27 protein-coding genes are annotated in these 23,458 nt (G+C 67.1%); 10 read left to right on the top strand and 17 right to left on the bottom strand.

Annotation, left to right across the window (positions count from 1 at the left end):
• Nucleotides 1-427 precede the first annotated feature (427 nt).
• Entirely contained in the window at nt 428-1,876 is a 1,449-nt protein-coding gene (locus tag GF399_04005) for an NAD-dependent epimerase/dehydratase family protein (GenBank protein MBD3399476.1), read from the bottom strand.
• Nucleotides 1,877-2,168: 292 nt separating this feature from the next.
• Between GF399_04005 and GF399_04010 the strand changes: the two genes are divergently transcribed.
• Both GF399_04010 and GF399_04015 read left to right on the top strand, forming a co-directional pair.
• Nucleotides 2,169-2,408, top strand: coding sequence for a hypothetical protein (locus GF399_04010; GenBank protein ID MBD3399477.1), 240 nt, complete (start codon nt 2,169-2,171; stop codon nt 2,406-2,408).
• Nucleotides 2,409-2,420: 12 nt separating this feature from the next.
• Nucleotides 2,421-2,771: a type II toxin-antitoxin system PemK/MazF family toxin gene (locus GF399_04015; GenBank protein ID MBD3399478.1), complete on the top strand. Its 351-nt coding sequence runs from the start codon at nt 2,421-2,423 to the stop codon at nt 2,769-2,771.
• A gap of 60 nt (nt 2,772-2,831) precedes the next feature.
• On the opposite strand, the gene GF399_04020 is transcribed toward GF399_04015, so the two are convergent.
• The 5 genes from GF399_04020 to GF399_04040 form a co-directional block, all read right to left on the bottom strand.
• The gene (locus tag GF399_04020) at nt 2,832-3,638 is read right to left on the bottom strand and encodes an MBL fold metallo-hydrolase (GenBank protein MBD3399479.1); all 807 of its coding nucleotides are present in this window, start codon (nt 3,636-3,638) and stop codon (nt 2,832-2,834) included.
• 28 nt (nt 3,639-3,666) lie between these two features.
• Nucleotides 3,667-3,996, bottom strand: coding sequence for a hypothetical protein (locus tag GF399_04025; protein ID MBD3399480.1), 330 nt, complete (start codon nt 3,994-3,996; stop codon nt 3,667-3,669).
• A gap of 147 nt (nt 3,997-4,143) precedes the next feature.
• Entirely contained in the window at nt 4,144-4,290 is a 147-nt protein-coding gene (locus tag GF399_04030; protein MBD3399481.1) for a hypothetical protein, read from the bottom strand.
• Nucleotides 4,227-4,664 (bottom strand): hypothetical protein, encoded by a 438-nt coding sequence (locus GF399_04035; protein MBD3399482.1) that lies wholly within the window; start codon nt 4,662-4,664, stop codon nt 4,227-4,229. Before GF399_04035 ends, GF399_04030 begins: the two co-directional genes overlap by 64 nt.
• Before the next feature lie 496 nt (nt 4,665-5,160).
• Entirely contained in the window at nt 5,161-6,042 is an 882-nt protein-coding gene (locus tag GF399_04040; protein MBD3399483.1) for a class II aldolase/adducin family protein, read from the bottom strand.
• Between GF399_04040 and GF399_04045 the strand changes: the two genes are divergently transcribed.
• The 6 genes from GF399_04045 to GF399_04070 all read left to right on the top strand — a co-directional run bounded on the left by GF399_04045 (nt 6,041) and on the right by GF399_04070 (nt 9,521).
• A complete protein-coding gene (locus tag GF399_04045) occupies nt 6,041-7,432 on the top strand; it encodes an MATE family efflux transporter (GenBank protein MBD3399484.1) in 1,392 nt (463 codons plus the stop codon). The genes GF399_04040 and GF399_04045 overlap by 2 nt on opposite strands.
• Before the next feature lie 131 nt (nt 7,433-7,563).
• On the top strand, nt 7,564-7,875 hold the full coding sequence (locus GF399_04050) for a hypothetical protein (protein MBD3399485.1): 312 nt from the start codon (nt 7,564-7,566) through the stop codon (nt 7,873-7,875).
• Nucleotides 7,876-7,887: 12 nt separating this feature from the next.
• Nucleotides 7,888-8,256, top strand: coding sequence for a hypothetical protein (locus GF399_04055; protein ID MBD3399486.1), 369 nt, complete (start codon nt 7,888-7,890; stop codon nt 8,254-8,256).
• A gap of 1 nt (nt 8,257) precedes the next feature.
• Nucleotides 8,258-8,797, top strand: coding sequence for a hypothetical protein (locus tag GF399_04060; protein ID MBD3399487.1), 540 nt, complete (start codon nt 8,258-8,260; stop codon nt 8,795-8,797).
• A gap of 5 nt (nt 8,798-8,802) precedes the next feature.
• Nucleotides 8,803-9,144, top strand: coding sequence for a hypothetical protein (locus GF399_04065; protein MBD3399488.1), 342 nt, complete (start codon nt 8,803-8,805; stop codon nt 9,142-9,144).
• Nucleotides 9,141-9,521, top strand: a complete 381-nt coding sequence (locus tag GF399_04070) for a hypothetical protein (GenBank protein ID MBD3399489.1) — start codon at nt 9,141-9,143, stop codon at nt 9,519-9,521. The genes GF399_04065 and GF399_04070 overlap by 4 nt, the downstream gene beginning before the upstream one ends.
• Nucleotides 9,522-9,637: 116 nt before the next feature.
• Here the strand turns inward: GF399_04070 and GF399_04075 are convergent, their stop codons facing one another.
• The 3 genes from GF399_04075 to GF399_04085 form a co-directional block, all read right to left on the bottom strand.
• Complete coding sequence (locus GF399_04075; protein ID MBD3399490.1) at nt 9,638-10,999, bottom strand: MiaB/RimO family radical SAM methylthiotransferase; 1,362 nt, start codon at nt 10,997-10,999, stop codon at nt 9,638-9,640.
• Between the two features lie 118 nt (nt 11,000-11,117).
• The gene (locus tag GF399_04080) at nt 11,118-11,645 is read right to left on the bottom strand and encodes a hypothetical protein (GenBank protein ID MBD3399491.1); all 528 of its coding nucleotides are present in this window, start codon (nt 11,643-11,645) and stop codon (nt 11,118-11,120) included.
• Nucleotides 11,646-11,728: 83 nt separating this feature from the next.
• A complete protein-coding gene (locus GF399_04085; GenBank protein ID MBD3399492.1) occupies nt 11,729-13,459 on the bottom strand; it encodes a hypothetical protein in 1,731 nt (576 codons plus the stop codon).
• Nucleotides 13,460-13,605: 146 nt separating this feature from the next.
• Between GF399_04085 and GF399_04090 the strand changes: the two genes are divergently transcribed.
• Nucleotides 13,606-14,523 (top strand): DUF1009 domain-containing protein, encoded by a 918-nt coding sequence (locus GF399_04090; GenBank protein MBD3399493.1) that lies wholly within the window; start codon nt 13,606-13,608, stop codon nt 14,521-14,523.
• A gap of 141 nt (nt 14,524-14,664) precedes the next feature.
• Here GF399_04090 and GF399_04095 read toward each other — a convergent pair whose 3' ends face one another.
• The 8 genes from GF399_04095 to GF399_04130 form a co-directional block, all read right to left on the bottom strand.
• A complete protein-coding gene (locus GF399_04095) occupies nt 14,665-15,180 on the bottom strand; it encodes a hypothetical protein (GenBank protein MBD3399494.1) in 516 nt (171 codons plus the stop codon).
• A gap of 80 nt (nt 15,181-15,260) precedes the next feature.
• Complete coding sequence (locus GF399_04100) at nt 15,261-15,740, bottom strand: hypothetical protein (protein MBD3399495.1); 480 nt, start codon at nt 15,738-15,740, stop codon at nt 15,261-15,263.
• A 108-nt stretch (nt 15,741-15,848) separates the two neighbouring features.
• A complete protein-coding gene (locus GF399_04105) occupies nt 15,849-16,712 on the bottom strand; it encodes a peptidoglycan DD-metalloendopeptidase family protein (protein MBD3399496.1) in 864 nt (287 codons plus the stop codon).
• A 15-nt stretch (nt 16,713-16,727) separates the two neighbouring features.
• Nucleotides 16,728-17,636, bottom strand: a complete 909-nt coding sequence (locus GF399_04110) for a ParB/RepB/Spo0J family partition protein (protein MBD3399497.1) — start codon at nt 17,634-17,636, stop codon at nt 16,728-16,730.
• 23 nt (nt 17,637-17,659) lie between these two features.
• Nucleotides 17,660-18,421 (bottom strand): AAA family ATPase, encoded by a 762-nt coding sequence (locus GF399_04115; GenBank protein ID MBD3399498.1) that lies wholly within the window; start codon nt 18,419-18,421, stop codon nt 17,660-17,662.
• A 30-nt stretch (nt 18,422-18,451) separates the two neighbouring features.
• Nucleotides 18,452-19,357: a hypothetical protein gene (locus tag GF399_04120; protein MBD3399499.1), complete on the bottom strand. Its 906-nt coding sequence runs from the start codon at nt 19,355-19,357 to the stop codon at nt 18,452-18,454.
• The gene (locus GF399_04125) at nt 19,332-20,246 is read right to left on the bottom strand and encodes a hypothetical protein (GenBank protein ID MBD3399500.1); all 915 of its coding nucleotides are present in this window, start codon (nt 20,244-20,246) and stop codon (nt 19,332-19,334) included. Before GF399_04125 ends, GF399_04120 begins: the two co-directional genes overlap by 26 nt.
• Nucleotides 20,247-20,248: 2 nt before the next feature.
• Nucleotides 20,249-21,061 (bottom strand): 2-hydroxyglutaryl-CoA dehydratase, encoded by an 813-nt coding sequence (locus GF399_04130; GenBank protein MBD3399501.1) that lies wholly within the window; start codon nt 21,059-21,061, stop codon nt 20,249-20,251.
• 360 nt (nt 21,062-21,421) lie between these two features.
• On the opposite strand from GF399_04130, the gene GF399_04135 reads away from it, so the two are divergent.
• Nucleotides 21,422-23,254, top strand: a complete 1,833-nt coding sequence (locus tag GF399_04135; GenBank protein ID MBD3399502.1) for a VWA domain-containing protein — start codon at nt 21,422-21,424, stop codon at nt 23,252-23,254.
• The last annotated feature ends 204 nt before the right edge of the window (nt 23,255-23,458 follow it).

Genomic DNA, 23,458 nt, shown 5'->3' on the forward strand with positions numbered 1-23,458 from the left:
GAGAACTTCCGGGGCTGCGCCGAGCGCCGGTCAACAGCCCACCACGGTGGTTTCAAGCGCAACTCCAGACTCTCTATCCGTGAAAGGTCGTTCCGCTTCAACCACCGGAACGACGAAAAATGTCTCGATAACCGTCAGGATGCACTGTTCAATTGGTCCGCTTAGGTTACATGATGCCCTACCCAATAAAAAGATAAAGGCGGCTAGAAGCGCGAGGGTTAGCAGCTCCGTAACTGTTTCTAATTGTCCGGTCGAGGAACTCGAGCCCCCGACTTACGGTTATTGGCGAATCAAGGCGGAATGCGGAGCCTCAGCTTCGTGAGGTTGATGTAATAAAACGGCCGACCATGTGGTCGGCCCTGATGTATCCAGCCGGGCGACTAGAGAACCCATCGCCTGTATGGTGTCATGGGACCAACACCACCCGCTAGAAGGCCCCCTCGCCGGGTTTCCAGCTCGATTCGGGACAGACCCGGGCCACCAACTCGACGATACGCTCGGTCTCCAGGTTCTCGGCGGCCTGGTAGATCTGTTCGATCAGCTCCCAGAGCTCGGCGTGGACGCCGTTAGAGCGGGCGATGAGCAACTGGGGATGCGGGCTGGGCAGGCGTTCCTCGGAGAGGCTGAACAGGCGTTCCTGGAGTTTCTCGCCGGGGCGGGGACCGGTGATCTCGATGGGAATCTCGCCGTTGTCGTAGCCGGAGAGCTCGACGAGCATTTTGGCCAGGTCGATGATCCGCAGGGGCTGACCCATATCGAGAACGAAGACCTCGCCACCCTCGCCGAGGGCCGCGGCCTGGAGGACGAGCTCCACGGCCTCGGGGATGGTCATGAAGAAGCGTTCCATCCGCGGGTCGGTGACGGTGATCGGCCCGCCGCGCTCGATCTGTTCCTGGAAGACGCCGATGACGGAACCCCGGCTGCCCAGGACGTTGCCGAAGCGTACGCTGATGAAGCGGCAGCCGTCGCTGTTGTCGTCGGCCAGGCGGGCGATGACCTCGCAAACGGCCTTGCTGGACCCCATGGCGTTGCTGGATTCGACGGCCTTGTCCGTGGAGATGACGACGACGCGTTCGACGCCGTGGCGGGGCGCCAGCTCGGCCAGGGCCAGCATCGAGCCGACGTTGTTGCTGAAGGCCTCGCAGGGGTTGTCCTCCATCAGGGGGACGTGCTTGTGGGCGGCGGCGTGGAAGATGACGCCGGGGCGGTGGACCTCGAGCACCCGGGCCAGGCGGCGCTTGTCGCGCAGGTCGACGATGGCGCCGACCAGGTTGCCGCGGGGCTTGCGCCGCTGCAGCTCGTTATGGATCTCGAAGATCGGGTTTTCACCGTGGCCCAGCAGGACCAGCCTGGCGGGATTGAAAGTGATCAACTGGCGGCAGAGTTCGGCGCCGATGGAGCCGCCGGCACCGGTGACCAGGACGGTCTCGTCGGTGACATAGTGGCGGATGGCTCCCATATCCAGGCGGATGGGCTCCCGGCGCAGCAGGTCCTCGACGCGCACGTCGCGCACCTGGGTCAGCTTGGCGTCGCCGTGGATGACGTCGAACATCGACGGCAGCACGCGGTAGGGTACGTCGGCGCGGTCGCAGAGCTGGGCCAGGTGGCGGATGGTGGCGCCGGAGGCCGAGGGGATGGTCAGCAGGACCTCGTCGACCTCGTACTCCTCGACGTACTGAGGTAGATCGATCAGGGGACCGAGGACGGGGGCGCCCTCGAGCTCCCAGCCCTGCTTGTCGGGGTCGTCGTCGAGGAAGCCGACGCAGACGTACTGGCTGCGGGGGTTGTTGAGGATCTCGCGGGCGATCATCCGCCCGGCCTCGCCGGCGCCGCAGAGCAGCACGCGGTTTTTTTCTTTTTTGCGTTTGGGTGTCATCTGTTTGTCAGCGCTCCCGTTACGGGATTCAGTATAGCAAGAAGCGTGCCGGTTTAACAGCGGGATAATGTAACAATATGCAAATAAAGGTTTTATTTAATAGCATATAATCCAGAAACAAGACAAAGAATCCCAAAGAAACGGGTATTATTCCCCCCACCGTTACATATGCTAACATAAAAAGATAGTCAACAAAAAAGCCCACAAATATAGCTGCAATTTTATTGACACATATGTATTCTTGCGCTATACTGTCACCGTTACCAAATCACAAAAACGAAAGGAGTCGTCCATGTCCAGCCATACGGTACGGATCAGCGATGAGGGCAAAAGGCGACTGGAGGAACTATCTTCGCTCTATCAGCTGAGTCAAACAAAAACCCTGCAAAAATGCCTGGAGGAAGCCTATCGAACAAGAATCCTAGAAGAAGCTAATCTTCAATATGCACGTATAAACGCTGATGAAGAAGCTCGGCGTGAACAAGAACAAGAACGAAAACTATGGGATCGGACAATAATGGACGGTCTCTAACAAGGAGGCAATATGCCTAATCTTCAAACCATTCGACGCGGAAGCGTCTGGTTAATCAACCTCACTGATGCAGTAGGACATGAAGAAGATGAAACTAGACCTGCAGTCATCGTTTCAACAGATGCCTTTAACAATGGGCCTGCGGGTTTGGTAGTAATTGTTCCAACAACTCGCACTAAGCGTAACTATCCCTTCCATCATGAAATCCGTTCGCCTGAAGGCGGGCTGATATCAACAAGTTATATCATGGTCGACCAAATGAGAATAATCCCCAAGGATCGATTAATTAAGGTTTTAGGTAGTGTACATCCTGCGACAATGTCAAGTATAGAGGAGTCGATTAAAATTATATTGGAACTGTAGCAATATAAGTCATTATACTACGAGACCAGCTTATTGCTGGTCTCGTAGCTTATCGGCACATCAGGAAAGAAAAAACACCTCCAGGTCCCGGCCGCTGACCACGGGCCCGTCGTAGTGCTCGCGAATCTCCCCCAGCAGCTCCTCCTCGTTCACCCCCCAGAACAGTTGATGGTACAGCACCAACAGACCTGGCCGGACCAGGTTGGCGATCCCGGCCAGTTGGCGGGTCGAGGTGTGAACGGCGCGGTGATAGGCCCGCCAGTCCGGCGGCCTCGTTTCCAGGCCGCGCTCGGAATAGATCTCGTGAACCAGGACGTCGCAACCCCGGGCGGCCTCGATCAACGCCTCGCCGGGGGCGGTGTCGGCGGAGACGACGACCCGCCTCCGGGGGGTGGTGAAGGCGTAGCCGAAGGCGGTCCAGGAGCCGTGATCGACGGGGAAGGCCGTTATCCGCAGGCCGTCGCGGTCGTAAAAGACGCCGCCCGTCGGCAGCTCGGTCACCGTGAGGCGCCAGCCCCCGGCCGTCGTCGGCTGTAGTCCGTCGCAGCGCTCGGCGACGTCGGCGGCGTAGGCCCGCTGGACGTTCCGGGCCAGTTCCTCCGTCCCCGGCGGTCCCCAGATGCGCAAGGGCTCCACCCGCCCCAGCACCCAGGGCGAGAGCAGCAGGTCGGGCAGGCCGACGGTGTGGTCGGAGTGCAGGTGGGTGACGAGGAGGCGGGAGAGGGACTCCGGCTCCAGCCCGGCCTCCACCGCCCGGCGCACCACCCCGGGACCGCAGTCGACGATCCAGGGCGTCCCGTCGACGACGACGGCCAGGGCCGGACCCCAACGCTCGGGATCGGCGTTGGGCGTTCCCGTGCCCAGCAGGATCAGCCTGTCCGTCTCTACGCTCATCTCAGTCGGGCCACTCCGTCGAGACCGGGCGCTCTTGCGGGGTGTTGCAGACCTCGATCGTCATCCCGGCCGGATCGAGCACGGGAAAGCTCCAGTAGCCGCCCCAGCTCCAACCGGGTTGGTCGAAGAAGCGTCTCACCTCGGCGTCTCGCAGGTGTTCGACGACGGCGGGGAAATCCTCGGGCGGGACCGTGATCGACCAGCTCGGCATGACCAGCTCGCCGCCCTCCCAGCCGGGCTGGACGGCGAAGTCCGCCGGATACTGGTAACCATCCGGAGCACAATAAATGGTGTCCGAAAACCCACGCACGGGTAGCAGAGCCTGTTCCACTCCGGCTTGAAGGCGACCTCCTCCATCCCGACGAGCTCGGTGTAGAAGCGCCGCGTCTCGGCTAGGTCCATCGTATAGGCGTAGAGAAAACCGATACTGATCCTCGGCTTCCCCGCACTCATTCATCCCCCCTGTGATAATGGCTCCCTACTCGGGTATCAGCACCCGGCGCAAGCGCAGGCGTTCCTGCAACTCGTCGGGCAGCTCCGGGTACTTGTCGGCCAGAATCTCTACCAGACGACGGCCGTTGACCAGGCCGATACGCTTGAAGCCCTCGCGGTTGGCCTCCTCCAAGCTTCGCTTGGCGTAGCCGGTGGTGGTGATAAAGCAGGCCTGGGCGTTCGGGGTATGGCGCCGCGAAAGTCCCTGATCTCCTTGGCGTTGATGCGGGAACTCAATTGGTAGCGCTTGCACTGGACGTGGAGCTCGATCCGCGCCATGCCGTAAACGTCCAGCGTTCCCACGGCGTCGATGCCGCCGTCGCCCACCTGCCCGACGTGCCGGGCCTCGAAACCCAGTGTGGCCAGCAGCTCGGTGATCAGCACCTCGAACTCCTCGGGGTCCAACTCGAGAATGCGTTCCAGCACTGCCTTGTAGAGACGGTCCTGGGTACGATCCAGGCGAGAAGACCTGGGGTGTTTCTCGGCAATCCGTTCAGAATCCTCCATACCACACCACCGAAGAGGGTCGAGACGTCAACCTCATCCAGTACTCGATACACCATATTGGGAGTACGGATTGATCTCTGAATCGATAGCGGCAAACTGGACCGTGGCAGCATCTCCTTTTCCCAATTCACCGCTCGCCGATGAAACAGCGGGTATTCATCGAGTTTTTCGTAGTAAAAATCGCCTGAAACCTCGCCGAGACCTAGCATTTCTGAGTCGTTGTCGGGGATTAATACAATATCACCCGTACGCATCCATGCAGTAAACTCCCAATAATAGCGAACGAAATTATCCACCGCTCCCTTGCTCAGGTCAGGAAAAGCAGCCTCATACGCATTGAATAAAGCATGTCGGTCATTCGCATCAATAAATGGGCGGATATCAAAGTTAAAATATTTGATTCTGTCAGGTCTTACCGTTCCAATGGCGACGAAACCACCATTAATGAATCCCTCGGTCAAGTCAGCCCCGACACGAATACTGTATAGGGCGGCCATTAGGCTTCCTCGTCCCCGCCGCGGCATTCCGGGTCCAGACCCCGGGAGACGCACCACAGCCGGTCGGATTCTCCGGCGGGCAGGGGCCGGGCTTCGCCCAGGGTCAGCGCCAGCCAAGCGATGCGGGCGTAGTGCTCGAGGGTTTCCAGGCGGTGGTAGGCCTGTTGAAGGTCGGCGCCCAGGGTCAGCGCCCCGTGGTTGGCGAGCAGGAAGGCCTCGGCGTCGGCGACATGATCGGCGATCGAGGCGGCCAGCTCCTGGGTGGAGGGGGTGGCGTAGGGGGCGACGGGGATCTCGCCGCCGACGGTCAGGATGACCTCGGGCAGCAGGTTGCGGGGCAGTCGGCGGTCGGAGACGGCGAAGGCCGTGGCGTAGGGCGGGTGGGCATGGCAGCAGGCGCCGACGTCGGGCCGCTTGTCGAAGGCGAACAGATGCAGCTTGACCTCGCTGGTGGCCCGCTTGGCGCCCTGGATTCTTTTTCCCTGGGCATCCACGACGACAACGTCATCTGGGGTAAGGAAACCCTTACTGACGCCGGTGGCGGTGACGGCGAACAGACCGCCGCCCAGGCGCACGGAGATGTTGCCGTCGTTGGCGGCGACCATCCCCCGGGCGTACATCCTGCGACCGACTTCGATGATGCGTTGCTTGACCTTGTACAGGTCGGCCAGGGACAAGGGCTCCTCCAGGCTGCCGGTTACCGGTGGATTATAACAGACGGGACGGCGGGCGTCCCGGGGCGCCGGCCTTCCGTCGGGTCTTCCTCGGCAGCGCCGGGATCGGGGGCCGCTCGCCGACCCTTGTTTACCGGCGGGAAAAAGTCTGCTATCATGCGGCTTTTGCGTTTGCCGAAGACGGACTCCGCCGCCCGCTCCAGCCATGCCGCCGACCAACAAGCCCAGCCGGGAACTCGTCCTCGACGAGGCCCACCTGACGAAGAACATCTTCCGCCTGGCCCTGCCGGCCATCGGCGAGATGCTGCTGCGCACCATGGTCGGCTTCGTCGACACGATCATGGTCGGCCAGGCTTTGGGCGAGAAGGGCCTGGCGGCCATCGGCCTCGGCGGCGGCATCGTCTGGCCCTTCTTCTTCCTGGCCTCGAGCTTCGGTGTGGGCTCGACGGCGGTGGTGGCCCGGATGTGGGGGGCGCGCAGCTTCGCGGAGGCCCGCGGCGTCGCCGGGCAGTCGGTCTGGCTGGCCGTGGTCATCGGCGGCTTCCTCTCGGCGGCCGGGGCCTTCCTGCTGCCCCTGGTGGTCGACCTCTACACCGACGATCCCCTGCTGGCCGATTCAGCGCGGATCTATGTCAGCACGGTCTCCTTCGCCGGGCTGGCCTGGGTGGTGACGATGGTCAACAACTCGGTGATGCGCGGCGTGGGCGACAACGTCCGCCCGCTGATCATCACCGGGGTCACCAACGTCCTCAACATCACCCTCAACTACCTGCTGATCTACGGTCCCGGGCCCTTCCCCGAGCTGGGTATCCGCGGGGCCGCCCTGGCCAGCGCCATCTCTTTGGCCGTTTCCGGGGTGCTCAGCCTGGTGATCGTTTACGGCGGCCACAGCAAGGTCAAGATCAAGCTGCGCGATTCCCTGCGGCCGGTGTGGAAGACGATCCGGCGCATCTTCCACGTCGGCACGCCGGCGATGGTCGAGCAGGCCGTCTTCCGCTTCGGCCACCTGCTGACCACCTGGCTGATCACCAGCCTGGGCTCGGTGGCCCTGGCCTGCCACAAGGTCGGCGTCCACGTGGAGAGCATCTCCTTCATGCCGGGCTGGGGGCTGGCCATCGCCTCGACGACCCTGGTCGGCCAGTACCTGGGGGCGGAAAAACCCGAGCTGGCCGAGAAGGCGGGCTTCCGGGCCGCCTTCTACGCCGCGCTGCTGATGGGCTCGATGGGAGTGATCTTCGGCATCTTCGCCGGGGACCTGGTGGGCCTGTTCGTGCGCGAGGGTTCCGGAGCCTCCAACCTGCTGGTCCACGAGATCGGCACCCTGCTGATCACCATCGCCGCCGTCGAGCAGCCCGCTCTGGCGATCCTGATGACCCTGACCGGCGGTCTGCGCGGCGCCGGGGACACGCGCTGGACCCTGGCGCTGTCGATCATCGGCCTGTGGGCCCTGCGCATTCCGGCGGCCTTCCTTTCCATCAAGGTCTTCGACTGGGGGATCATCGGCTTCTGGTCTCTGGCCTCGGCGGTGTTTTTCATCCGCGCCGGCCTGGCCTACTGGCGTTTCTCCAGCGGCAAGTGGAAACAGCTCAAGGTCTGAGCGGCCGTCGGTGGCGACCCGCCCCCGCGCGGGCTCGTCGACCGCGCTCCCGACCGTGTCGGGCGGACCGACCCGTGGTGTGTTAAAATCGACGCCGGAGGGAGCCTGCCGCCACCGTCAAAGGAGCCACCATGAAGGAGCGTTTCGCGGTCGCCGTTCTGCTGGTCTGTGTCGGCCTGTTCGCCGCCGGCTGCGGCGAGGAGATTACCGACGACCTCTACGTCGAGGTCAAGATCGAACAGAACGAGCTGATGTTCTCCGCGGCCCTGGAGCCCGAAAAGGCCCTCGAAAAGGCCGCCGAGAACCATGACACCACGGTCGAGGCCGTCCGCGAATACCAGGCCGAGCTGGAGAAGGACCCCGACCACCTCAAGGCGGTCAACGAGCGGATCAACCAGGCCGCCGACGAGCTGTTCCAGCCCAGCCTGCTGCCCCCCCAGTAGGAGGAGGTCGACGTGCGCAAGCTACTCGGCGCCGCAGTTTTGTCCATGCTGCTCCTCGTCGCCGGCTGCGGCTCCAGCCTGGACGACGAGAGCTATATCGAGCTGGTGATCGACAAGACCAACTACATGATCGACGAGGGGCTGACGGCCCAGGCGGCCCTGGAGAAGGCCGCCGCCGATCATCAAACCACCCCCGACGAGGTGGCGGACTTCGAGCAGGAGCTGGCCAACGAGCCCGACCGGGTGGCCGAGATCGCCGAGCGGATCATGGAGGAGTCGACGCCGCTGCTCGAGCACTACATCGAAACTTATCGTCAGGCCTTGCCAGAGGCCGCCCCCGAGACTGCCGAAGAAACGACCACCCCCGACGAGGAGGAATAGAATGCGCGCACCCCTGGTAATCACGATCGTCCTGCTCCCGGCCGCCGTCCTGGTCGGCTGTGGCTCCGGCGAGCTGACCGAGGAGGAGTACCTGGAGATCAGTCGGGCCGTGGCCGAGGCCGAGGCCGCCGGGGATCCCGTCGCCGCCGTCTACGAGGAGTACGGCGTCACCGCCGAGGACCTGCGCGAGTTCGAAGCCGCCCACTCCGGCGACGAGCTGGCCGAGCTGCAGGGGCTCGATGTAGAGAGCGCAACCGTGGAGAGTGAGACCGCCGGCCTGGCGATGAACGAAGAGGATTACGTCGAGATGTTCGTCTATATCGGCGGCCTGCAGTCCATGGGGCTCCAGCCCGAGGAGGTCGACAGCAAGATCGACGAACACCTCGAGGAGCTGGGTTACCGTCGCGGGGATCTGCAGGAGTTCTCCGACTACGTCCAGGGCAACCCCGAGGTCAAGGAACGTGTCGACGCCGCCATCGAGGCCGAGATCGCCGCGGGCGAGCAGATCATGATCGTCGAAGAGCCCCTCGACCAGCAGTGAGACCGATGAAGCGACTCGCGCTCAGCCTGGCCCTCTGCACCCTGTCCGCCGGTTTCCTCGGCGCCTGCGACGGCATCGACGACGATGAGTACGTCGAGCTGCTGGCCGGGGCGCTTGCCGCCGAGGCCGCGGGGGAGGAGCCCGCTCGGCTCGACGGCGCCGAGCTGGCGGCCTACGAGTTCGAGCTCTTCGCCGACGAAGGCCGAGCCGCCCGGCTCCTGGCCGAGCTGCGCCGGCGGCATCCCCAACTCCTCGAGGGTGAGGCCGCCGAGAGGATCGAGGCCGTCGCCCCGGCGCCGCCGGCCACCGCCGACCTCAACGGCGCGACACCGGGAGAGCCCCGGTGAGCAGACCGCTCCTCGCCGCCCTGGCCCTGTCACTCCTCGGCGCCTGCGCCGAGGACGGCTTCGATGACGAGGACTACGTCGAGCTGACCGCCGAACTGACCTTCATCGGCTCGGACCGCCACCCCGGCGGTCCGCCCCCCACCGGCGACAATGACCTCAAACGCGCCTGGCACGAGGAGCAGACCGCCGCACTGCTGGAAGAGTACGGCGTCAGCGAGGAGGAGTACCTGGAGTACTCCCTGCGCCTGCACGAAGACCCGGCGCGCTACAGCCGGGTCATGCGGGCTCTGGCCGAGGAGTACGAGCGGCGCAACACCGAACTCGAGGACCTCGAGGCCCCCGAGGAGGTCAAGCCCCCGCCGGGCTCCTTCGGCTAGACCAACCTCAGCGGTTATCTGTTGCGGGCCGACCTGTGGGGTCGGCCCCTTTGTCGTCGGAGGTCGGCTAGTCGAACCGGACCGCCGGCCCGCTTGCGGGTCCGAACCCCGGTCGTTCACGAACCGGAACGAGCGGGCGGTCTCCGGCGGCGGCAGAGCAGGGTCGCCGGTCCGGCGGCGGCGGAATCCGGCGGCGGACCGAGGAGCTCGAGGGCCTCGGCGCGGACCAGCCGCCCGCCGAGGTCCGCCGTATCGTCGCCGGATGGATCGAGCAGCTCGCAGCGCAGGTACTCGCCGCTGACGCCGGCGCGGCGACCCGCGCGACCGGGCCGCCGCTCGACCAGGACCTCGAGCTCCCGCCCCAGGCGTTGCGCGCCGAAGCGCCGGGCCAGGGCGACGGACAGCCGCCGCAGCTCCCTGGAGCGGGCGCTCTTGACCTCCTCGTCGACCTGGTCGGGCAGCTCGGCGGCCGGGGTGCCGGGGCGGGGGGAGTAGCTGAAGACGTGCAGGTAGGCGGCGCCGGAGGCCTCGACGGCGTCCCGGGTGGCGGCGAAGTCCTCCGCGGTCTCGCCGGGGAAACCGACGATGACGTCGAGGCCCAGCCCGAGGTTGGGAACGCGCTCCCGGGCGGCGGCGATGCGCTCCAGGGCTTCCTCGACGCCGTAGCCCCGGTTCATCGCCCGCAGGATTCCATCGGAGCCCGACTGCAGGGGAACGTGGAGGTGGGGGGCCAAGCGTTCTTCGGCGGCCAGCAGCTCGAGCAGCTCCGTGGTCAGCTCCAGGGGCTCGATGGAGCTCAGCCGCAGGCGGTCCAGCCCCGGCGTCGGCAGCAAAACCCGCAGCAGCTCGGGCAGCCCGGCGCCGAACTCCCGGCCCCAGGCGCCCAGGTGGACGCCGGTCAGGGCCACCTCGCGGTGCCCGGCGGCGACGAGCAGCTCCAGGGCCCGGCGGGCCCCGGCGGCCGGACGGCTGCGCGCCCGCCCCCGGGCCAGGCGGACCTTGCAGTAGCTGCAGGCGCCGTCGCAGCCGTCCTGAACCTTGAGGAAGGCCCGGGTCAACCGGCTGAAACCCCGGGGCAGCAACGGCCAGTCCGGAGCGGGCGCGGCGGCCGGACCGAAACGCTCGACCAGTTCCGGTGCCGGGCCGGCGACGACGTCGGTCACGCCCTCGATCCGCGCCAGTTCAGCGGGATCGGTGACCGCGTAGCAGCCGCAGGCGACGACCCGTCCTCCCGGCGTCACCGCCCGGGCGGCCCGGCGCAGCAGGTTGCGCGAGCGGTAATCGGCCCGGCCGGTCACCGTGCAGGTGTGGACGATGTAGATCTCGGCCGGTTCGCCGAAGGGCACGATCCGGCAACCGGCCCGCTCGAAGGCCGCCCGGGTGGCCTCGGCCTCGCAGGTGTTGAGCTTGCAACCCAAGGAGGCGGCGGCGACGCGGGGCCGCCGGTCGTCGCCGTGCGGGTTTTCTGCGTTGGTCATAAGCCGGATCCCGGATAAAACAACCGCTCCACCGGGGAGCGACCGCAAAGGAAGACGACGCCCCCGCCCGGGCTCGTTTCGGCGAGGGGAGCGTCGTCCGGGGAATCAGCCGACGGCGCTAGAACTCGACGCCGGAGAGGATGCTGTTGCGTTCGCGGGCCGCCTTGGCGAAGCTCTTGAGCGCTTCGTCGAAGGCCAGCAGGGCGCGCTTGACCTCGTCGGGAAGGGTCTCGACCTCGGTCAGCACGGCGCCCTTGGACTCCAGCTCCTCGACGACGCCGATCAGGGTCAGATCGTACTCGTAGAGGCGGTCCAGCGCGGCGCCGTCGATCTTGACGGCGTCGGTCTTGCCCGAGTAGCCGTAATCGGCGTGCCTGAAGGCGTCGGTCAGGGTCTCGAGGCGGTTCTCGACGGCATCGACGGCCTTGAGCAGCTCCAGGCGGCCGGCGTTGGTCAGGCGGATGACCAGGTCGCGCAGCAGGCCGCGCTGGCGCTCCAAACGCTCGATCAGGTGCTCGCGCAGCAGACGGTCGGCATCGCGCCGGGTCTTGAGCTCTTTGTAGCCCTCGTAACCGGGCACCAGGCGCGCCAGTCTACGCTCCCATTTCGAGCGGTCGTCGGCGATGCGGTCTCGCAGGTCGTCCATGATCCAGCAATCCTCCCGGCGGGTTGTCGGCAGCGTGGTTATTATAATACGACCCGTGCGGCAATGCCAGACCCGACGGAGGATTATTCGAACTGCTCGGCGCGGCGGATCTGCTCGACGATCTCGCGCAGGCGCCGCCACATATCGCGCTCCGGAGCCAGGTCGCTGTAGTCCTCGCTGACGATCTCCCCGGCTGAATCGAAGATCCGCGTCTTGGTGTAGTTCCAGCTGCGCTCGCTCTGCAGCGGGTTGAGGTCGAAGAGGGTGGCGATACTGGTCTCGCGACCGCTCTCCACCTCGACGGAGTAGCAGTGGGAACCGGCGCGGATGCCCGCCACGCAGCCCAGGTGGCGCATCGGCAGATAGTAGACGAACTCCACCCGGTGCTCACCCGGACTCAGGGGCAGCTTGACCTCGTTGTCACTGGAGGAGAGGACGGCAACGAGCTGGTCGTCGATCAGGGTGTGGACGTAGACCGAAGCGTGCAGGCTGTCGAAGTGCACCAACAGGGTGCCGCTGTCCGGGGGCACATCGGGGGGCCCGTAGACGGCCCGGACCAGCTCCAGTCCCGCCCGGGCGAAGAAGCGGGGAAAGTGCAGGCGATGGTGCAGGGCCCGGCCCTCGTAATCGACGATCAGGCGACCCGAGGCGCTGTCGGCGGCGTAGAACACGGCGGCGGAACCGTCGCTGCGATTGGCCAGCTCGCCCCAGACGACGTAGCGGCAGTCCCGCTCCCGGGCCAGGGCCAGGGCCGCCTCGAGGCTGTAGGCCTCGTCGGGCAGCAACTCGTCGGCGGGCGAGCGCTCCTCGGCGGCCAGTCGGGCCATCTCCCGCAGTCCGTCGTCCAGGCGCAGGTTGAAGTAGGGGCCGTAATCGCTCAGGGTCTGGGCCAGGGTGGCGGCGGCGATGTGACTCATGTAGGGGTCATCGTAGGTCACGGCGAAGGGCAACACCAGCACCTGCAGCCGCCGCGAGCGCAGGTCCAGCTCCAGCCGGGGCCCGTACCAGCCCAGGTTCGTTCCCGCCGACAGGCGGGCGGCCACGGCCAGGGCGGTGGCGTCAAGCCGGGTGAACTCCGTCGCCCGCCCCAGGACGGTGTATTCGCCGCGCCGATCCTCGCGCTCCAGGGGGTTCAGCCCCCAGAGGCGCAGCAGGGCGCGCTTGAGAAAACGCGCTTGCGCGGCCTCATCCTCGGCGGCGCCCAGGGTGATGACCGCCCCCAGGGGCCGGCCGCTCTGGGTGTCGTAACTGAGCCGCAGCTCACTGACGCCCGCGCCGGGGCGGATGAAGACCTGGGCCGTCAGGGCGTCCTCGGTGAAAGAATATGGGCGCAGCTCACCCAGGGCGGGCAGCTCGGGCAGCTCCCAGGCCCGTCGGACCGCCCGGCGCTCCTCGTCCGTCAGCCCCTCCTCGAAGTAGACCCGGGGACCGTCCTCCCAGACGTGACGCCACAACGGCAGGGGATGGCGGGCCGAGGCGCGGGCGGCGTCGCGGAAGAAGTCGAGAAAGGACAGCTCGCCCTCGCCGATGCGCAGCCGGGCCGGGATGAGAGCCAATTCGAGGCGTCGGGTGCCGGCCAGGGGCAGGGCCAGGCCCTGGAAACGCCGTCCGGCCTCGACGCGCAGCAGGCCGGCCTCCTGGAACTGCAGGCGGAACTCCCCCGAGGGCTCGGACAGGGTGCGCTCATCGCCGATGGAAACGCAGGCCTCGGGCACCGGCTTGCCCGTGGCGGCGTCGACGAGACGACCGACGACGAACAGGCCGCGGGCGGCCAGACAAAGCAGCAACAACAAAAATATCAAGCGTTTCAGCATCGTTCCGCGCTCTTTCGCTTTCGCCCCCGCTCGCCTGTCAGAACGGCACCAGTCGATGACGGGGGCTCCACCTCCCCGTCGCAGCGCCGGTACCGCGAACTAAACTAGCACAGCAGAGCGTCGCGGGCAAGCCCGACCTTTACCCCGTGGCGCCGCTGGCCTATAATCAAGGGGCAACCTCAGAGGAGAGCGCTTTGGCCTATCGACCCGGAGAGGAGCTGGCCGTCATCGCCGGCGCCGGACGCCTGCCCGTCTTGGCGGCGCGCAGTCACGCCGCCGGCGGCGGCAGGGTCTTCGTCGTCGCCCTGGAGGAAGAACCCGTAGCAGAACTGGTCGCCGTCGCCGACGACATCGTCCGTCACGCCCCCGGCGAGGTCGGCCGCATCCTGCGTCGACTGCGGCGGCGGGGCATCCGGCAGCTCCTCTTCGTCGGCAAGGTCTTCAAGGGCAAACTCTTCCGCGGGCTGCGGCTGGACCTGACCGCCCTGAAGCTCTGGGTGACCACCAGCCGCCGCAGCGACCGGGGGATTATGGATCGGCTCTGCGAGCTGGCCGCCGACAGCGGCCTCGAGGTCGTCAGCCAGCTCGAGGTCCTCGGCGATCTCCTCGTCGGCGAGGGACTGCTGACCAGGCGCGAACCCAATACCGAAGAAACCGCCGACGCCGAGCTGGGACTGCGCATCGCCGCCGCCTCCAGCCGGCTGGGTATCGGCCAGAGCGTGGTGGTGCGCGGCGGCGTCGTCGTCGCCGTCGAAGCCCTCGAGGGCACCGACGCTTGCCTGGCCCGGGCCGGGGAGCTGGCCCGCGGCGGCGGCAAGCTGTTCCGCGGCGGTCTGGTGCTGACCAAGGTCGCCGGCGACGGCCACGATCCGCGCTTCGACGTTCCCACCGTCGGCTGCCGCACCCTGGAGAACGCCGCCGCCGCAGGAGTCACCTGCCTGGCCCTGGAGAGCGGAATGACCCTGATCGCCGACGAGCTCGACGTGTTCACCGCCCGGGCCGACGAGCTGGGACTCAGCGTTCTGGGGCTCCCCGCCCCGCGGTCCGCCCCGACGGATGCGTAACTTCCCGTCTACCTAGGGAACCGCAGGCTGCCGCCCCGCCCCGGTAGTATTCCAGCGGAGGATAGCCGCCGTGGTGTGGGGGGAGCCGACGACGAACCGGGCCGCGCGGCCCGGTTCGCTGTATCTGCGGCGCTGATGCGGTTAGAAGTAGGTGTAGAGGAAGATGCGGGCCTTGAGGTCCAGATCGGTATGCTCACCGTTGAGGGGGTAGGCGATGGGCATCTCGAGGTTGAAGGCCAGCCAGTCGGTGAAGCGCAGGCAGATGGCGGGGTGGAAGCCGATGGAGAAGATGTCGGTTTCCGGCTCGGCGTCGTCGGCGTCCATGTTGCCCCAGGGGCCGCCGTAGTATTGCAGCTCGGCGAAGACGGAGAAGAAGGCGGGGCGGCGGGCGCTTTCCAGGCGCCAGCCCGCCCGCAGCGAGGCCCGCAGGTCGCCCTGCTGGTGCCGGGTGGAGTAGAGCCAGGCGGTGGAGGCGCCGACGTAGAACTGGTGGTCGTAGAGGCCGAAGTCGACCCGGGGGCCGCCCTCGAAATACTCCTCGAGCAGCTCGTTGAGGCTGCCCTCGAGGCCGAGGTCGAGCTCCCAACCCTCGCGCCGCTTGGCGGCGGCGGGGGTGACAAGGGCGATGATCAACAGGCAGAGCAGCAAACGGCGCATGGGAACTCGGGTGTCGGGTGGAGGAGTGGAGGGACCGGGTGTCGCCGGGGCCGCCAACGGCCCCGGCGGCGCTAGGCGTTCTATTTCTTGTCGTTCTTGGCGGGCTGTTTCTCCGGCTGCTTAGCCGGCTGTTTTTCGGGCTCTTTCTCGGGTTTGTTTCGGGGCTCCTTGCCGTCCTGTTTCAGGGCGGCCAGCCGCTTGTCGTAGACGTCGGCCTTGCCCATGTCGACCACGCCGTGGATGACGGCCTTTTCGGCCACTTGGAGGGAGTCGGTCTTGACGTCGCCGACGATCGTGGCCGTCTCCTCGACGACGACCTCCAGCGGCGAAACGAGGTTGCCCTTGATCTTGCCGCCGACGACGCTGCGGTTGGCCTGGATCTCGGCGGTGACCTCGGCGGAGCGGCCGACATAGAAGGCATCGCACTTGACGGTGCCGGTGAAGCGGCCGTCGATGCGCAGACTGCCCTCGACCTCGATGTTGCCTTCGAAAACGGAGCCCTCGCCGACGATGGAGTGGACACCCGAGGAGCCGCGATCATACTTGTTGTTTTTTGACATCTATCCTCCCGCTATGACGCCTTATCGTTGAAGGTTGTACTCAAAAAATGGGTTTTAGCGATCCACCGGTGAGACACCGGGGGCGTAATCGCTTGACCAGTCGAACCCTCAGCGCTCGCCCATGAAGGGCAGGGGGTCGAGGGGCACGTCGTCGCGCCGGATCTCATAGTGCAGGTGGGGGCTGGTGCTGGAGCCGGTGTTTCCGGACAGGGCGATGCGCTCGCCGGTGGTCACCCGCTGGCCGACCTCGATGTAGATCTTGCTCAGGTGGCCGTAGATGGTCGAGTAACCGGAGCCGTGGTTGATGACGACCTTGTTGCCGTAGTAGGGGTCCCCACCGGCGAAAACGACCACGCCGGGTGCCGTCGAAACGACGGTTCGGCCTTCGTCGGCGGCGATGTCGATGCCCAGATGCTTCTCCGGCCCGGCGGGGACGAAGCCCCGGGTGATCCAGCCGCCCAGGGGTCGGCCCCGCGGGGTGCTCAGGTTGCGCGTCGAGGCCATGGCGGCGATGTGTTCCTGCAGCTCGCCGGCGCGCCCGCTGGTTTCGACTTCCGTCGTCGGCGAGAGGGGGCCGTCGAGCTCGGCGGCCTCGGGCTCCTCGCCGGGGGTGTAGGGCACGGCGGCGGAGAGAAACTCCGAACTCTCGGTACGCTGCTCGGCGGCGATCTCCTCGCCCAGCATCACCCGTAGGCGTTCCTCGAGATCCTCGGCGGCGGAGAGCTGGCGCTCCAGCTCCTCGACCAGCTCGAGCTCCTCGACGAGGCGCTCGTTCTCCTCGCGCAGGCTGGCCAGCTCGGCCAGCTTCATCGCGTCGGCGCCCTTGGAGAAGGCCAGGAAGATAATCAGGCCGAGGATGACGACGCCCAGGGCGATGAACAGGCCCAGGCGAAAGCGGGTCAGGTTGTAGAGCCGCGGTTTCCCCGTCGAACGCGGTACGACGTGGATCTCGTAGAGTATCTTTGATTTCAACGCGGGCCTCGAGGGTTACCGGCCGGGTCGCTCGCCGCTCAGGCGTTCATAGAGCCCGGCCAGTTCATCGGCGGAGTAGAATTCAATCACGATCCGACCGCGGCCCGAGGAGCGGCGGCGGATACTGACCTTGGTGCCCAGACGGCGCTGGAGGTCGTCCTCGTAAAGCCGCAGGTCCGGATCGGCGGAAGCCTGCTCCCGGGAGTCCGTTTTGCCGGCGCTTTCCGGGGAGGAGGCCTCACGCTCGGCGGCGACGAGGCGCTCCAACTCACGCACGGTCAGTTCCTTGTCGACGGCCAGCCGGGCCAGGGCCGTGGCCAGCTCGGCGTCCTCGATCGCGGCCAGGGTGCGGCCGTGGGCCTCGGAGAGCCGTCCGGCGGTCAGCAGCTCGCGCACGGCTTGCGGAAGCCTGAGCAGGCGCAGGCTGTTGGCCACCCGGGAGCGGGAGAGCCCCAGGACCCGGCCCAGCTCCTTCTGGGTCAGGGCGAAATCGTCGATCAACCGCTGCAGCCCACCGGCGAGTTCGAGGGGCCCCAGGTCCTCGCGCTGGAGGTTCTCCAGCAGGGCCAGCAGCAGGGCGTCGGCATCGTCGACCTCGCGAACGATGACGGGGACGCGCTCCAGACCGGCCCGTTCGGCGGCGCGGAAGCGGCGTTCCCCGGCGATGATCTGCCAGGCCCCGGCGACGCCGGGCTTGGGCCGGACGACGATCGGCTGAAGGAGCCCCTGCCGGCGGATCGAGGCGGCCAGTGTTTCCAGGGCCGTTTCCTCGAACTCCCTACGGGGCTGGAAGGGGTTGGGTTCCAGGGCCGTCAGGGGCAGCTCGCGCTCGGCGGGCTCGGGAGCGGCCTCGGGTGCGGTGCCGGCCCCGCCGAGGAGGTCGTCGAGGCCGCGGGCCAGTCCGGGCTTGCGCCGTTTGCTCATCACTACTCGCTGGTCAGGGTTCCCTAGTCCCGTCCAAGGAGAATCTCCCGGGCCACGGCCAGATAGCTCTGGGCCCCCCGGCTGGTCAGGGCGTACTCGATCACCGGCATGCCGTGGCTGGGCGCCTCGGAGAGACGGACGTTGCGCGGAATGACGGTGCGGAAGACCCGGGAGCCGAAATGCTTGCGCACCTGCTGCTCCACGTCCTCGGCCAAGCGGGTCCGCGAATCGTACATCGTCAGCAGCACGCCCTCGATCTCCAGGGGATGCTCCAGTCGTTCGCGGACGTACTCGACGGCGCGCAGCAACTGGGTCAGCCCCTCGAGGGCGTAGTACTCGGCCTGAACGGGAATCAGGATACCGTCGGCGGCCAGCAGGGCGTTGACCGTCAGTAGCCCCAGAGAGGGCGGACAGTCGAAGAGGACGTAGTCGAAGCCGTCCAGGGCGTCGACGGCCCGTCGCAGCCGGGTTGGCGCGTTGGCCGCGCTCAACAGGTCGCGCTCCAGGGAAACCATCTCCGGGACGCTGGGGACCAGCATCAGCCCCTCGGAGGCGGTGGGGCGGCAGGCCGCATCGAGCTCGGCCTCACCCAACAGCACGTCGTGCAGGGAGGGCTGCCCGTTGTCGCCGTAGACCCCGAGGCCCGAGCCGGCGTTGCCCTGGGGATCGACGTCGACGATCAGGGTCCGGCGACCGGCGGCGGCCAGGGAGGCGCCCAGATTGACGGCGGTGGTGGTTTTGCCCACCCCGCCCTTCTGGTTGGCGATGGCGATGCGTCGGGTCATGGCGGTTTCAGGCGGCTCGCGGTCGGTTAGTCACTCGGGGATGGCCGTTGAGGTACCGGTGTTCTCCAGCCGGCGGATCAGCAGGCGATGCGCGGACCGTCGTCCGACGTCGGGCAACAGCCCGTCGTAACTCGACTCGCGCCAGTCCGCTCCGGGGAGCGGCTCCCGGGGTCCCGCCAGGCAGATCAACTGGCCGCCGGGCTTGAGCAGGCGACGGCAGACCCGCCAGGCGACGGCCGGTTTCCAGACGGCCCGGGTGTAGACGGCGGTCCAGGGCGGTCCTTCGTGACCGTCGTCCGGGGTCAACTCCTCGACCCGGGCGCAGAGTACGGTCCAGTCGAGCCCGCAAAGCGGGACGGTCGAGGGTCCGTCCGGGATGGTTTCACCCGCTGGACCCGGCGAGGTCCCCCGGCTCTCGGCCCCCGGACTCGGAGCGATAGTAGAGGTCGTCGAGGGTCCGTCCGGGATGGTTTCACCCGCTGGACCCGGCGAGGCCCCCCGGCTCTCGGCCTGCCAATCCAGCCCGGCCAGGCGGCGCAGGAAGCTGGCCCGGCGGCGGCGGGGCTCGACGAGGACCAGGCGGCCGGGCCGCAGGAGGCTCAGGCACAGGGCGACCAGACCAGCACCGGCGCCGATGTCGGCGACGCGGCCCGCGGCGGGCAGCACCCGGCTCAGGGCGGCGGCGTCCACTATGGCGTCCTCGAGCAGGGCGTCGAGGTCGGCGTCGCGGGAGACCAGGTTGAAGCGGCGGTTCCAGGCGGCGAGCAATCGCCGATAGGCCCGGAGCATCAACTCCGCGCCCCCGGCTCGATCCGCCGCTGGACCGGCTTGGCGCAGACGGACGGCCCAGTTGTGAAACAGTGGCGAGTCTAGCACAGGCGGGTGGGGAAGTCCAGATTGAGAGTGCGGCTCAGCGGCTCCAGCGCGCCGTGGCATCGCGGTACTCGTCGTCGGTGATCCGGCGGACGAAATCGCCGTACCAGGTGAAGAGGCACAGATCGGTCTGGCCGTCGCGGTTGGTGACGGCCAGGATGTAGTCGCCGGAGGGCGAGACGGCCGGGGAGTACTCCATCCACTCGTCGGATTCGATCAGGGTGCCGTTGTTGGCGGCGTTGCCGAAGTCGGTGTAGGCGATGTCCAGGTTGCCCTCGTGGAGCAGCTCGTAGATGATGTAGTCGCCCTCGGGATCGAAGACGGGCCGGCTGACGTCGCCCTCGGCGTCGGTGACCCGCCAGGGTTCGTCCTTGCCGGTCAGGTCGATGGTGTAGATGTCGAGAGCGCCGTGCTGGTCGCTGACGTAGGCCAGGTAGGTGCCCTCGGGGTCGATAGCCAACTGGTTGTCGTCGGAGCGGCGGTTGGTCAGCCGGACGGGCTCGGCGCCCAGAACCTGGTAATCGAGGGCGTAGACCTCATCGTCGCCCAGGACGCTGGTCGAGACGTAGTAGATGGTCGTGCCGTCGGGGGAGAAGACGGGGTCGGCCTTGTAGGTGCCCTCCTCGGTGATCAGGCGGACGCCGGGGGGGTCGCCGAGTTCGATCAGCGCCAGCTCACGGAAACCGCGAATGCTGGCGATGCAGACGATGCTCCGCCCGTCGGGGGCCAGACAGGGCGTGTAGAAGCCGTCGACGCCGCGCAGGCTCGAGGGGTTGGTCAAGACGGTCTGTTCCTCACCCTGGGGGTCGGTGAGGACGATCTGGCTCATCTCGTCGCGAACGCTGGCGTAGACGATCTTGCCGGGCAGCTCGACGTAGGGGTCGACCTCGGGCCGGCAGCCGACGATGACGACGGCGGCGACGAGGACCAGGGCGAGACAGATGCGGCGCATCGCTAACCTCCTTGGGGTGCTGCGGAACGTCGGGCCAGGCGGCGGGCCGCCAAGGCGGCGCCCAGGGCGACGGTGAACGCCGGTCGGGCCAGGGGTCTCAACGTCAGCCCCCGGCGGGCGAACTCCTTCTGCAGACAGGCGACGACCAGGGGGTTGTCGGCCACCCCGCCGGCGAGGGCGATCCCGGCGGCGGGCTCGCGCCGGGGTCGACCGGCGGCGGCGACCAGGCCCACCAGGCGCCGGGCGATCGAACGGGCCGCCGCGGCGACGAGCTCCCCGGGGACCGTCCCCCGGGCCAGGGCGGCGACGATCTCGCTCTCGGCGAACACGCCGCAGGTCGCCGACAACTGCACCTCGCCGACGGCGGGTTCCAGCGCCCCCCACTCCTCCAACGGCACCGCGCAGAGCCGGGCGACGAGTTCCAGAAAGCGACCCGTACCGGCGGCGCAGCGGTCGTTGAGGGCGAATCCCGCCGGGCGCCCCGCCGGGCTCAGCCAGACGAACTTGGCGTCCTGGCCGCCGACGTCGAGGACGCCGGCCGCCGCCGGGGCCTGAGCAACGGCGCCCAGGGCCAGGCAGGTGATCTCGGTCAGGGCGCGGTCGGCCTCGACGGCGCGACGGCCGTAGCCCGTGGCCACGGTGAAGGCGGGATCGCACTCCGCGGGCAGCCGGGAACGCAGGGACGACGACGACGCCGGTCCGTCGACCCCCGTCGGGGCGGCCTGCGCTTCCACCGTCGCACCGCTTTCATCGACGACGACTAGCTCCGTGGTCGTCGAGCCGAGGTCCAGACCGTAAAACAGGCTGCTGCGCATCCCTAGATACTACCATAAACGACGCCGGGTTGAAGCAGACCCCGCCGGGGACGCTTCGGGAAAACCGCCGCCGCCGGACAAACAACCCAGGAACCGGCACGGTTTTTGCCGAGGCGGCAACCCGCGAGCGCGATCCCGGCGCCGCCGAGATGCAAAAACCGTGCCGGTTCCGGCCGCCCGGCTTGACGGCACCGTCTGACGATCCCGCGAACAGGGCGCCGCCCGGGACAATGCACCGCTCGCTGAAACAGACCGGCAAACGGAACCGCCATGATGCTACAATCGTAAAGTATTAATCCACCCCGACGCCCGTCCCGGGGCGGCAATTATCCCTTAAACCATGCGAGAAACGGAGGAACCATGCGAACGAGGCACTTCGTTGTGTTGCTGGCCCTGGCCCTGACCCTGCCGGCCCTGGCGGGCGCCCAACTGGGCGTACTGTACTTCAAGGTCGCGGCTCCCGACGACAGCTACGACTACCTCTCCGAGGGTCTGGCCGAGATGCTGATGACCGACCTCGCCAACCAGCCGGACATCACCGTGGTCGAGCGCGAGCGCCTGGATCGAGTGCTACAGGAGCACGCCCTCTCCGGCTCCGGGATCACTGACCCCGAGCAGGCCGTCGAGGTCGGCCGGATGCTCAAGCTGGACCTGATGATCATGGGCACGCTGACCCTGGTCGAGGAATCGATGCGCCTGGACGCCCAGGTCCTCGGGGTCGAGACCGGTGAGATCCTCGGCGGCGTCCGTGCCGAGACTCCGGACACCGACGGCGTCTTCGAGATGCTCGACCAGCTAAGCGCCATGCTCGTCGACAAGATCCGCGACATGCGCTACGGTAACCCCAACACCCCCGTGGTCTTCGTCGATCCCGCCGGCGACGCCCCCCGGGTCGATGTGGCCTTCATCGTCGACACCACGGGCAGCATGGGTGACGAGATCGAGGTCGTCAAGCAGAAGATGCGCGAGATCGCCAGCGAGGTGGCCCGGGGCAACCCCGCTCCCGCCGTGCGCTTCGCCATCGTCGAGTACCGCGATCGCGGCGACGCCTACGTCACCAAGATCAGCGACTTCACCTATGACGTCGTCGAGCTTCATGGGGTGATCAACGGCATCTACGCCGGCGGCGGCGGCGATACCCCGGAAAGCGTCTACCGCGCCCTCGACGACGGCCTCAACGAAATCGACTGGGACGATGACGACGAGATAACCAAACTGGTCTTCCTGATCGGCGACGCCGGGCCCCACGAGTACGATGACGAGTACTACGACATCGAGGACGCCGTCGACGACGCCAACGATCTGGGCGCCAGCATCTTCGCCATCGGCTGCTCCGGCCTGGACCAGGATTACGGCGCCACCGAGGCCTTCAAGCAGGTGGCCTACGAGACCAACGGCAGCTTCGAGTACCTTTCCTACCGCCAGATCTACCAGGACGCCGCCACCGGCGAGGTCACCAGCCTGATCTACGAGGGCGGCCGCTACTACGACGAGGATGAGGTCCGGCGCGAGCTGGAGGAATCCGGCGTGGTCGACGACGACACCGACATCTTCGAGATCGGCGTCACCCGGATCAACAAGGCCGCCGAGGCTTCCGATCGCGGCGAGGTCGACACCGAGAGCGAGGGCTTCGGCTCCGGCGGCGCCGTCGGCAGCATCACCTCCTCACCCTCGACCGTCTCCGACGAGACCGTCGCCGCCGCCGAGGAGCGGGCCGCCGGAATGGCCTACACCGGCGGCACCTCCGGCGCCATGGTGGCCCAGGAGAACAACCTCGATTCCCTGATCACCCAGGTCATCCAGTTCAACGCCGCCACCCAGGGCGTCAGCTACGACATGGGCGTCGCCCAGGCCCGGGTCAAAGTCCGCCAGGGCGACGAGGAGTACTGGGTGCCGATCAGCGATCCGGCCCAGGTCGAGCGCCTGCGCGAGGCCGCCGAGAACGGTGAGACCCTCTGGCTGGCCGCCGGCGTCAAGACCGTCACCGACGAGGAATCCGAGGAGACCAAGATCGCTTTCAAGTCCGGCACCCTGCGCGTCTACAACGAAGGCGAGACCGTCCCCCTGATGACCCAGCGCACCCTGGACGAGCTCGAGGAAGACCCCGCCTACTACGCCGCCAACGGTTTGGGCGACAAGAACCAGTGGAGCTTCCAGGCCGAGATCGTCGACTTCGAAGAAGTCGAGCGCTAGCGCTCGAGTAACACCCGTAACGGTTAACCGCATCCGGGACCGCCTGCGCGGTCCCGGTCGTTTTCCGTTGTCGATTCGCACCCGCCCGCCGCCGTCACGCTCCTTGCATTCCGCGGCCTCCCCGTCGGGGAGTCCGCGGGCAAGGACCGCGCCGGCGGCTGGGTTTGGGTCGTTCCGGGCGTGTAGGCGGCCCCGTAGGGTCGG

The organism is Candidatus Coatesbacteria bacterium (assembly GCA_014728225.1).
Taxonomy (GTDB): domain Bacteria; phylum RBG-13-66-14; class RBG-13-66-14; order RBG-13-66-14; family RBG-13-66-14; genus WJLX01.

What these genes read in the sequence shown, in the direction of transcription:
- GF399_04115 (MBD3399498.1), bottom strand. Translation starts at nt 18,421, where the DNA reads ATGACCCGACGCATCGCCATCGCCAACCAGAAGGGCGGGGTGGGCAAA.
- GF399_04065 (MBD3399488.1), top strand. Translation starts at nt 8,803, where the DNA reads ATGAAGCGACTCGCGCTCAGCCTGGCCCTCTGCACCCTGTCCGCCGGT.
- GF399_04110 (MBD3399497.1), bottom strand. Translation starts at nt 17,636, where the DNA reads ATGAGCAAACGGCGCAAGCCCGGACTGGCCCGCGGCCTCGACGACCTC.
- GF399_04060 (MBD3399487.1), top strand. Translation starts at nt 8,258, where the DNA reads ATGCGCGCACCCCTGGTAATCACGATCGTCCTGCTCCCGGCCGCCGTC.
- GF399_04080 (MBD3399491.1), bottom strand. Translation starts at nt 11,645, where the DNA reads ATGGACGACCTGCGAGACCGCATCGCCGACGACCGCTCGAAATGGGAG.
- GF399_04015 (MBD3399478.1), top strand. Translation starts at nt 2,421, where the DNA reads ATGCCTAATCTTCAAACCATTCGACGCGGAAGCGTCTGGTTAATCAAC.
- GF399_04095 (MBD3399494.1), bottom strand. Translation starts at nt 15,180, where the DNA reads ATGCGCCGTTTGCTGCTCTGCCTGTTGATCATCGCCCTTGTCACCCCC.
- GF399_04085 (MBD3399492.1), bottom strand. Translation starts at nt 13,459, where the DNA reads ATGCTGAAACGCTTGATATTTTTGTTGTTGCTGCTTTGTCTGGCCGCC.
- GF399_04040 (MBD3399483.1), bottom strand. Translation starts at nt 6,042, where the DNA reads ATGGCTGGAGCGGGCGGCGGAGTCCGTCTTCGGCAAACGCAAAAGCCG.
- GF399_04045 (MBD3399484.1), top strand. Translation starts at nt 6,041, where the DNA reads ATGCCGCCGACCAACAAGCCCAGCCGGGAACTCGTCCTCGACGAGGCC.
- GF399_04050 (MBD3399485.1), top strand. Translation starts at nt 7,564, where the DNA reads ATGAAGGAGCGTTTCGCGGTCGCCGTTCTGCTGGTCTGTGTCGGCCTG.
- GF399_04010 (MBD3399477.1), top strand. Translation starts at nt 2,169, where the DNA reads ATGTCCAGCCATACGGTACGGATCAGCGATGAGGGCAAAAGGCGACTG.
- GF399_04100 (MBD3399495.1), bottom strand. Translation starts at nt 15,740, where the DNA reads ATGTCAAAAAACAACAAGTATGATCGCGGCTCCTCGGGTGTCCACTCC.
- GF399_04035 (MBD3399482.1), bottom strand. Translation starts at nt 4,664, where the DNA reads ATGGAGGATTCTGAACGGATTGCCGAGAAACACCCCAGGTCTTCTCGC.
- GF399_04005 (MBD3399476.1), bottom strand. Translation starts at nt 1,876, where the DNA reads ATGACACCCAAACGCAAAAAAGAAAAAAACCGCGTGCTGCTCTGCGGC.
- GF399_04075 (MBD3399490.1), bottom strand. Translation starts at nt 10,999, where the DNA reads ATGACCAACGCAGAAAACCCGCACGGCGACGACCGGCGGCCCCGCGTC.
- GF399_04120 (MBD3399499.1), bottom strand. Translation starts at nt 19,357, where the DNA reads ATGCCACGGCGCGCTGGAGCCGCTGAGCCGCACTCTCAATCTGGACTT.
- GF399_04135 (MBD3399502.1), top strand. Translation starts at nt 21,422, where the DNA reads ATGCGAACGAGGCACTTCGTTGTGTTGCTGGCCCTGGCCCTGACCCTG.
- GF399_04125 (MBD3399500.1), bottom strand. Translation starts at nt 20,246, where the DNA reads ATGCGCCGCATCTGTCTCGCCCTGGTCCTCGTCGCCGCCGTCGTCATC.
- GF399_04130 (MBD3399501.1), bottom strand. Translation starts at nt 21,061, where the DNA reads ATGCGCAGCAGCCTGTTTTACGGTCTGGACCTCGGCTCGACGACCACG.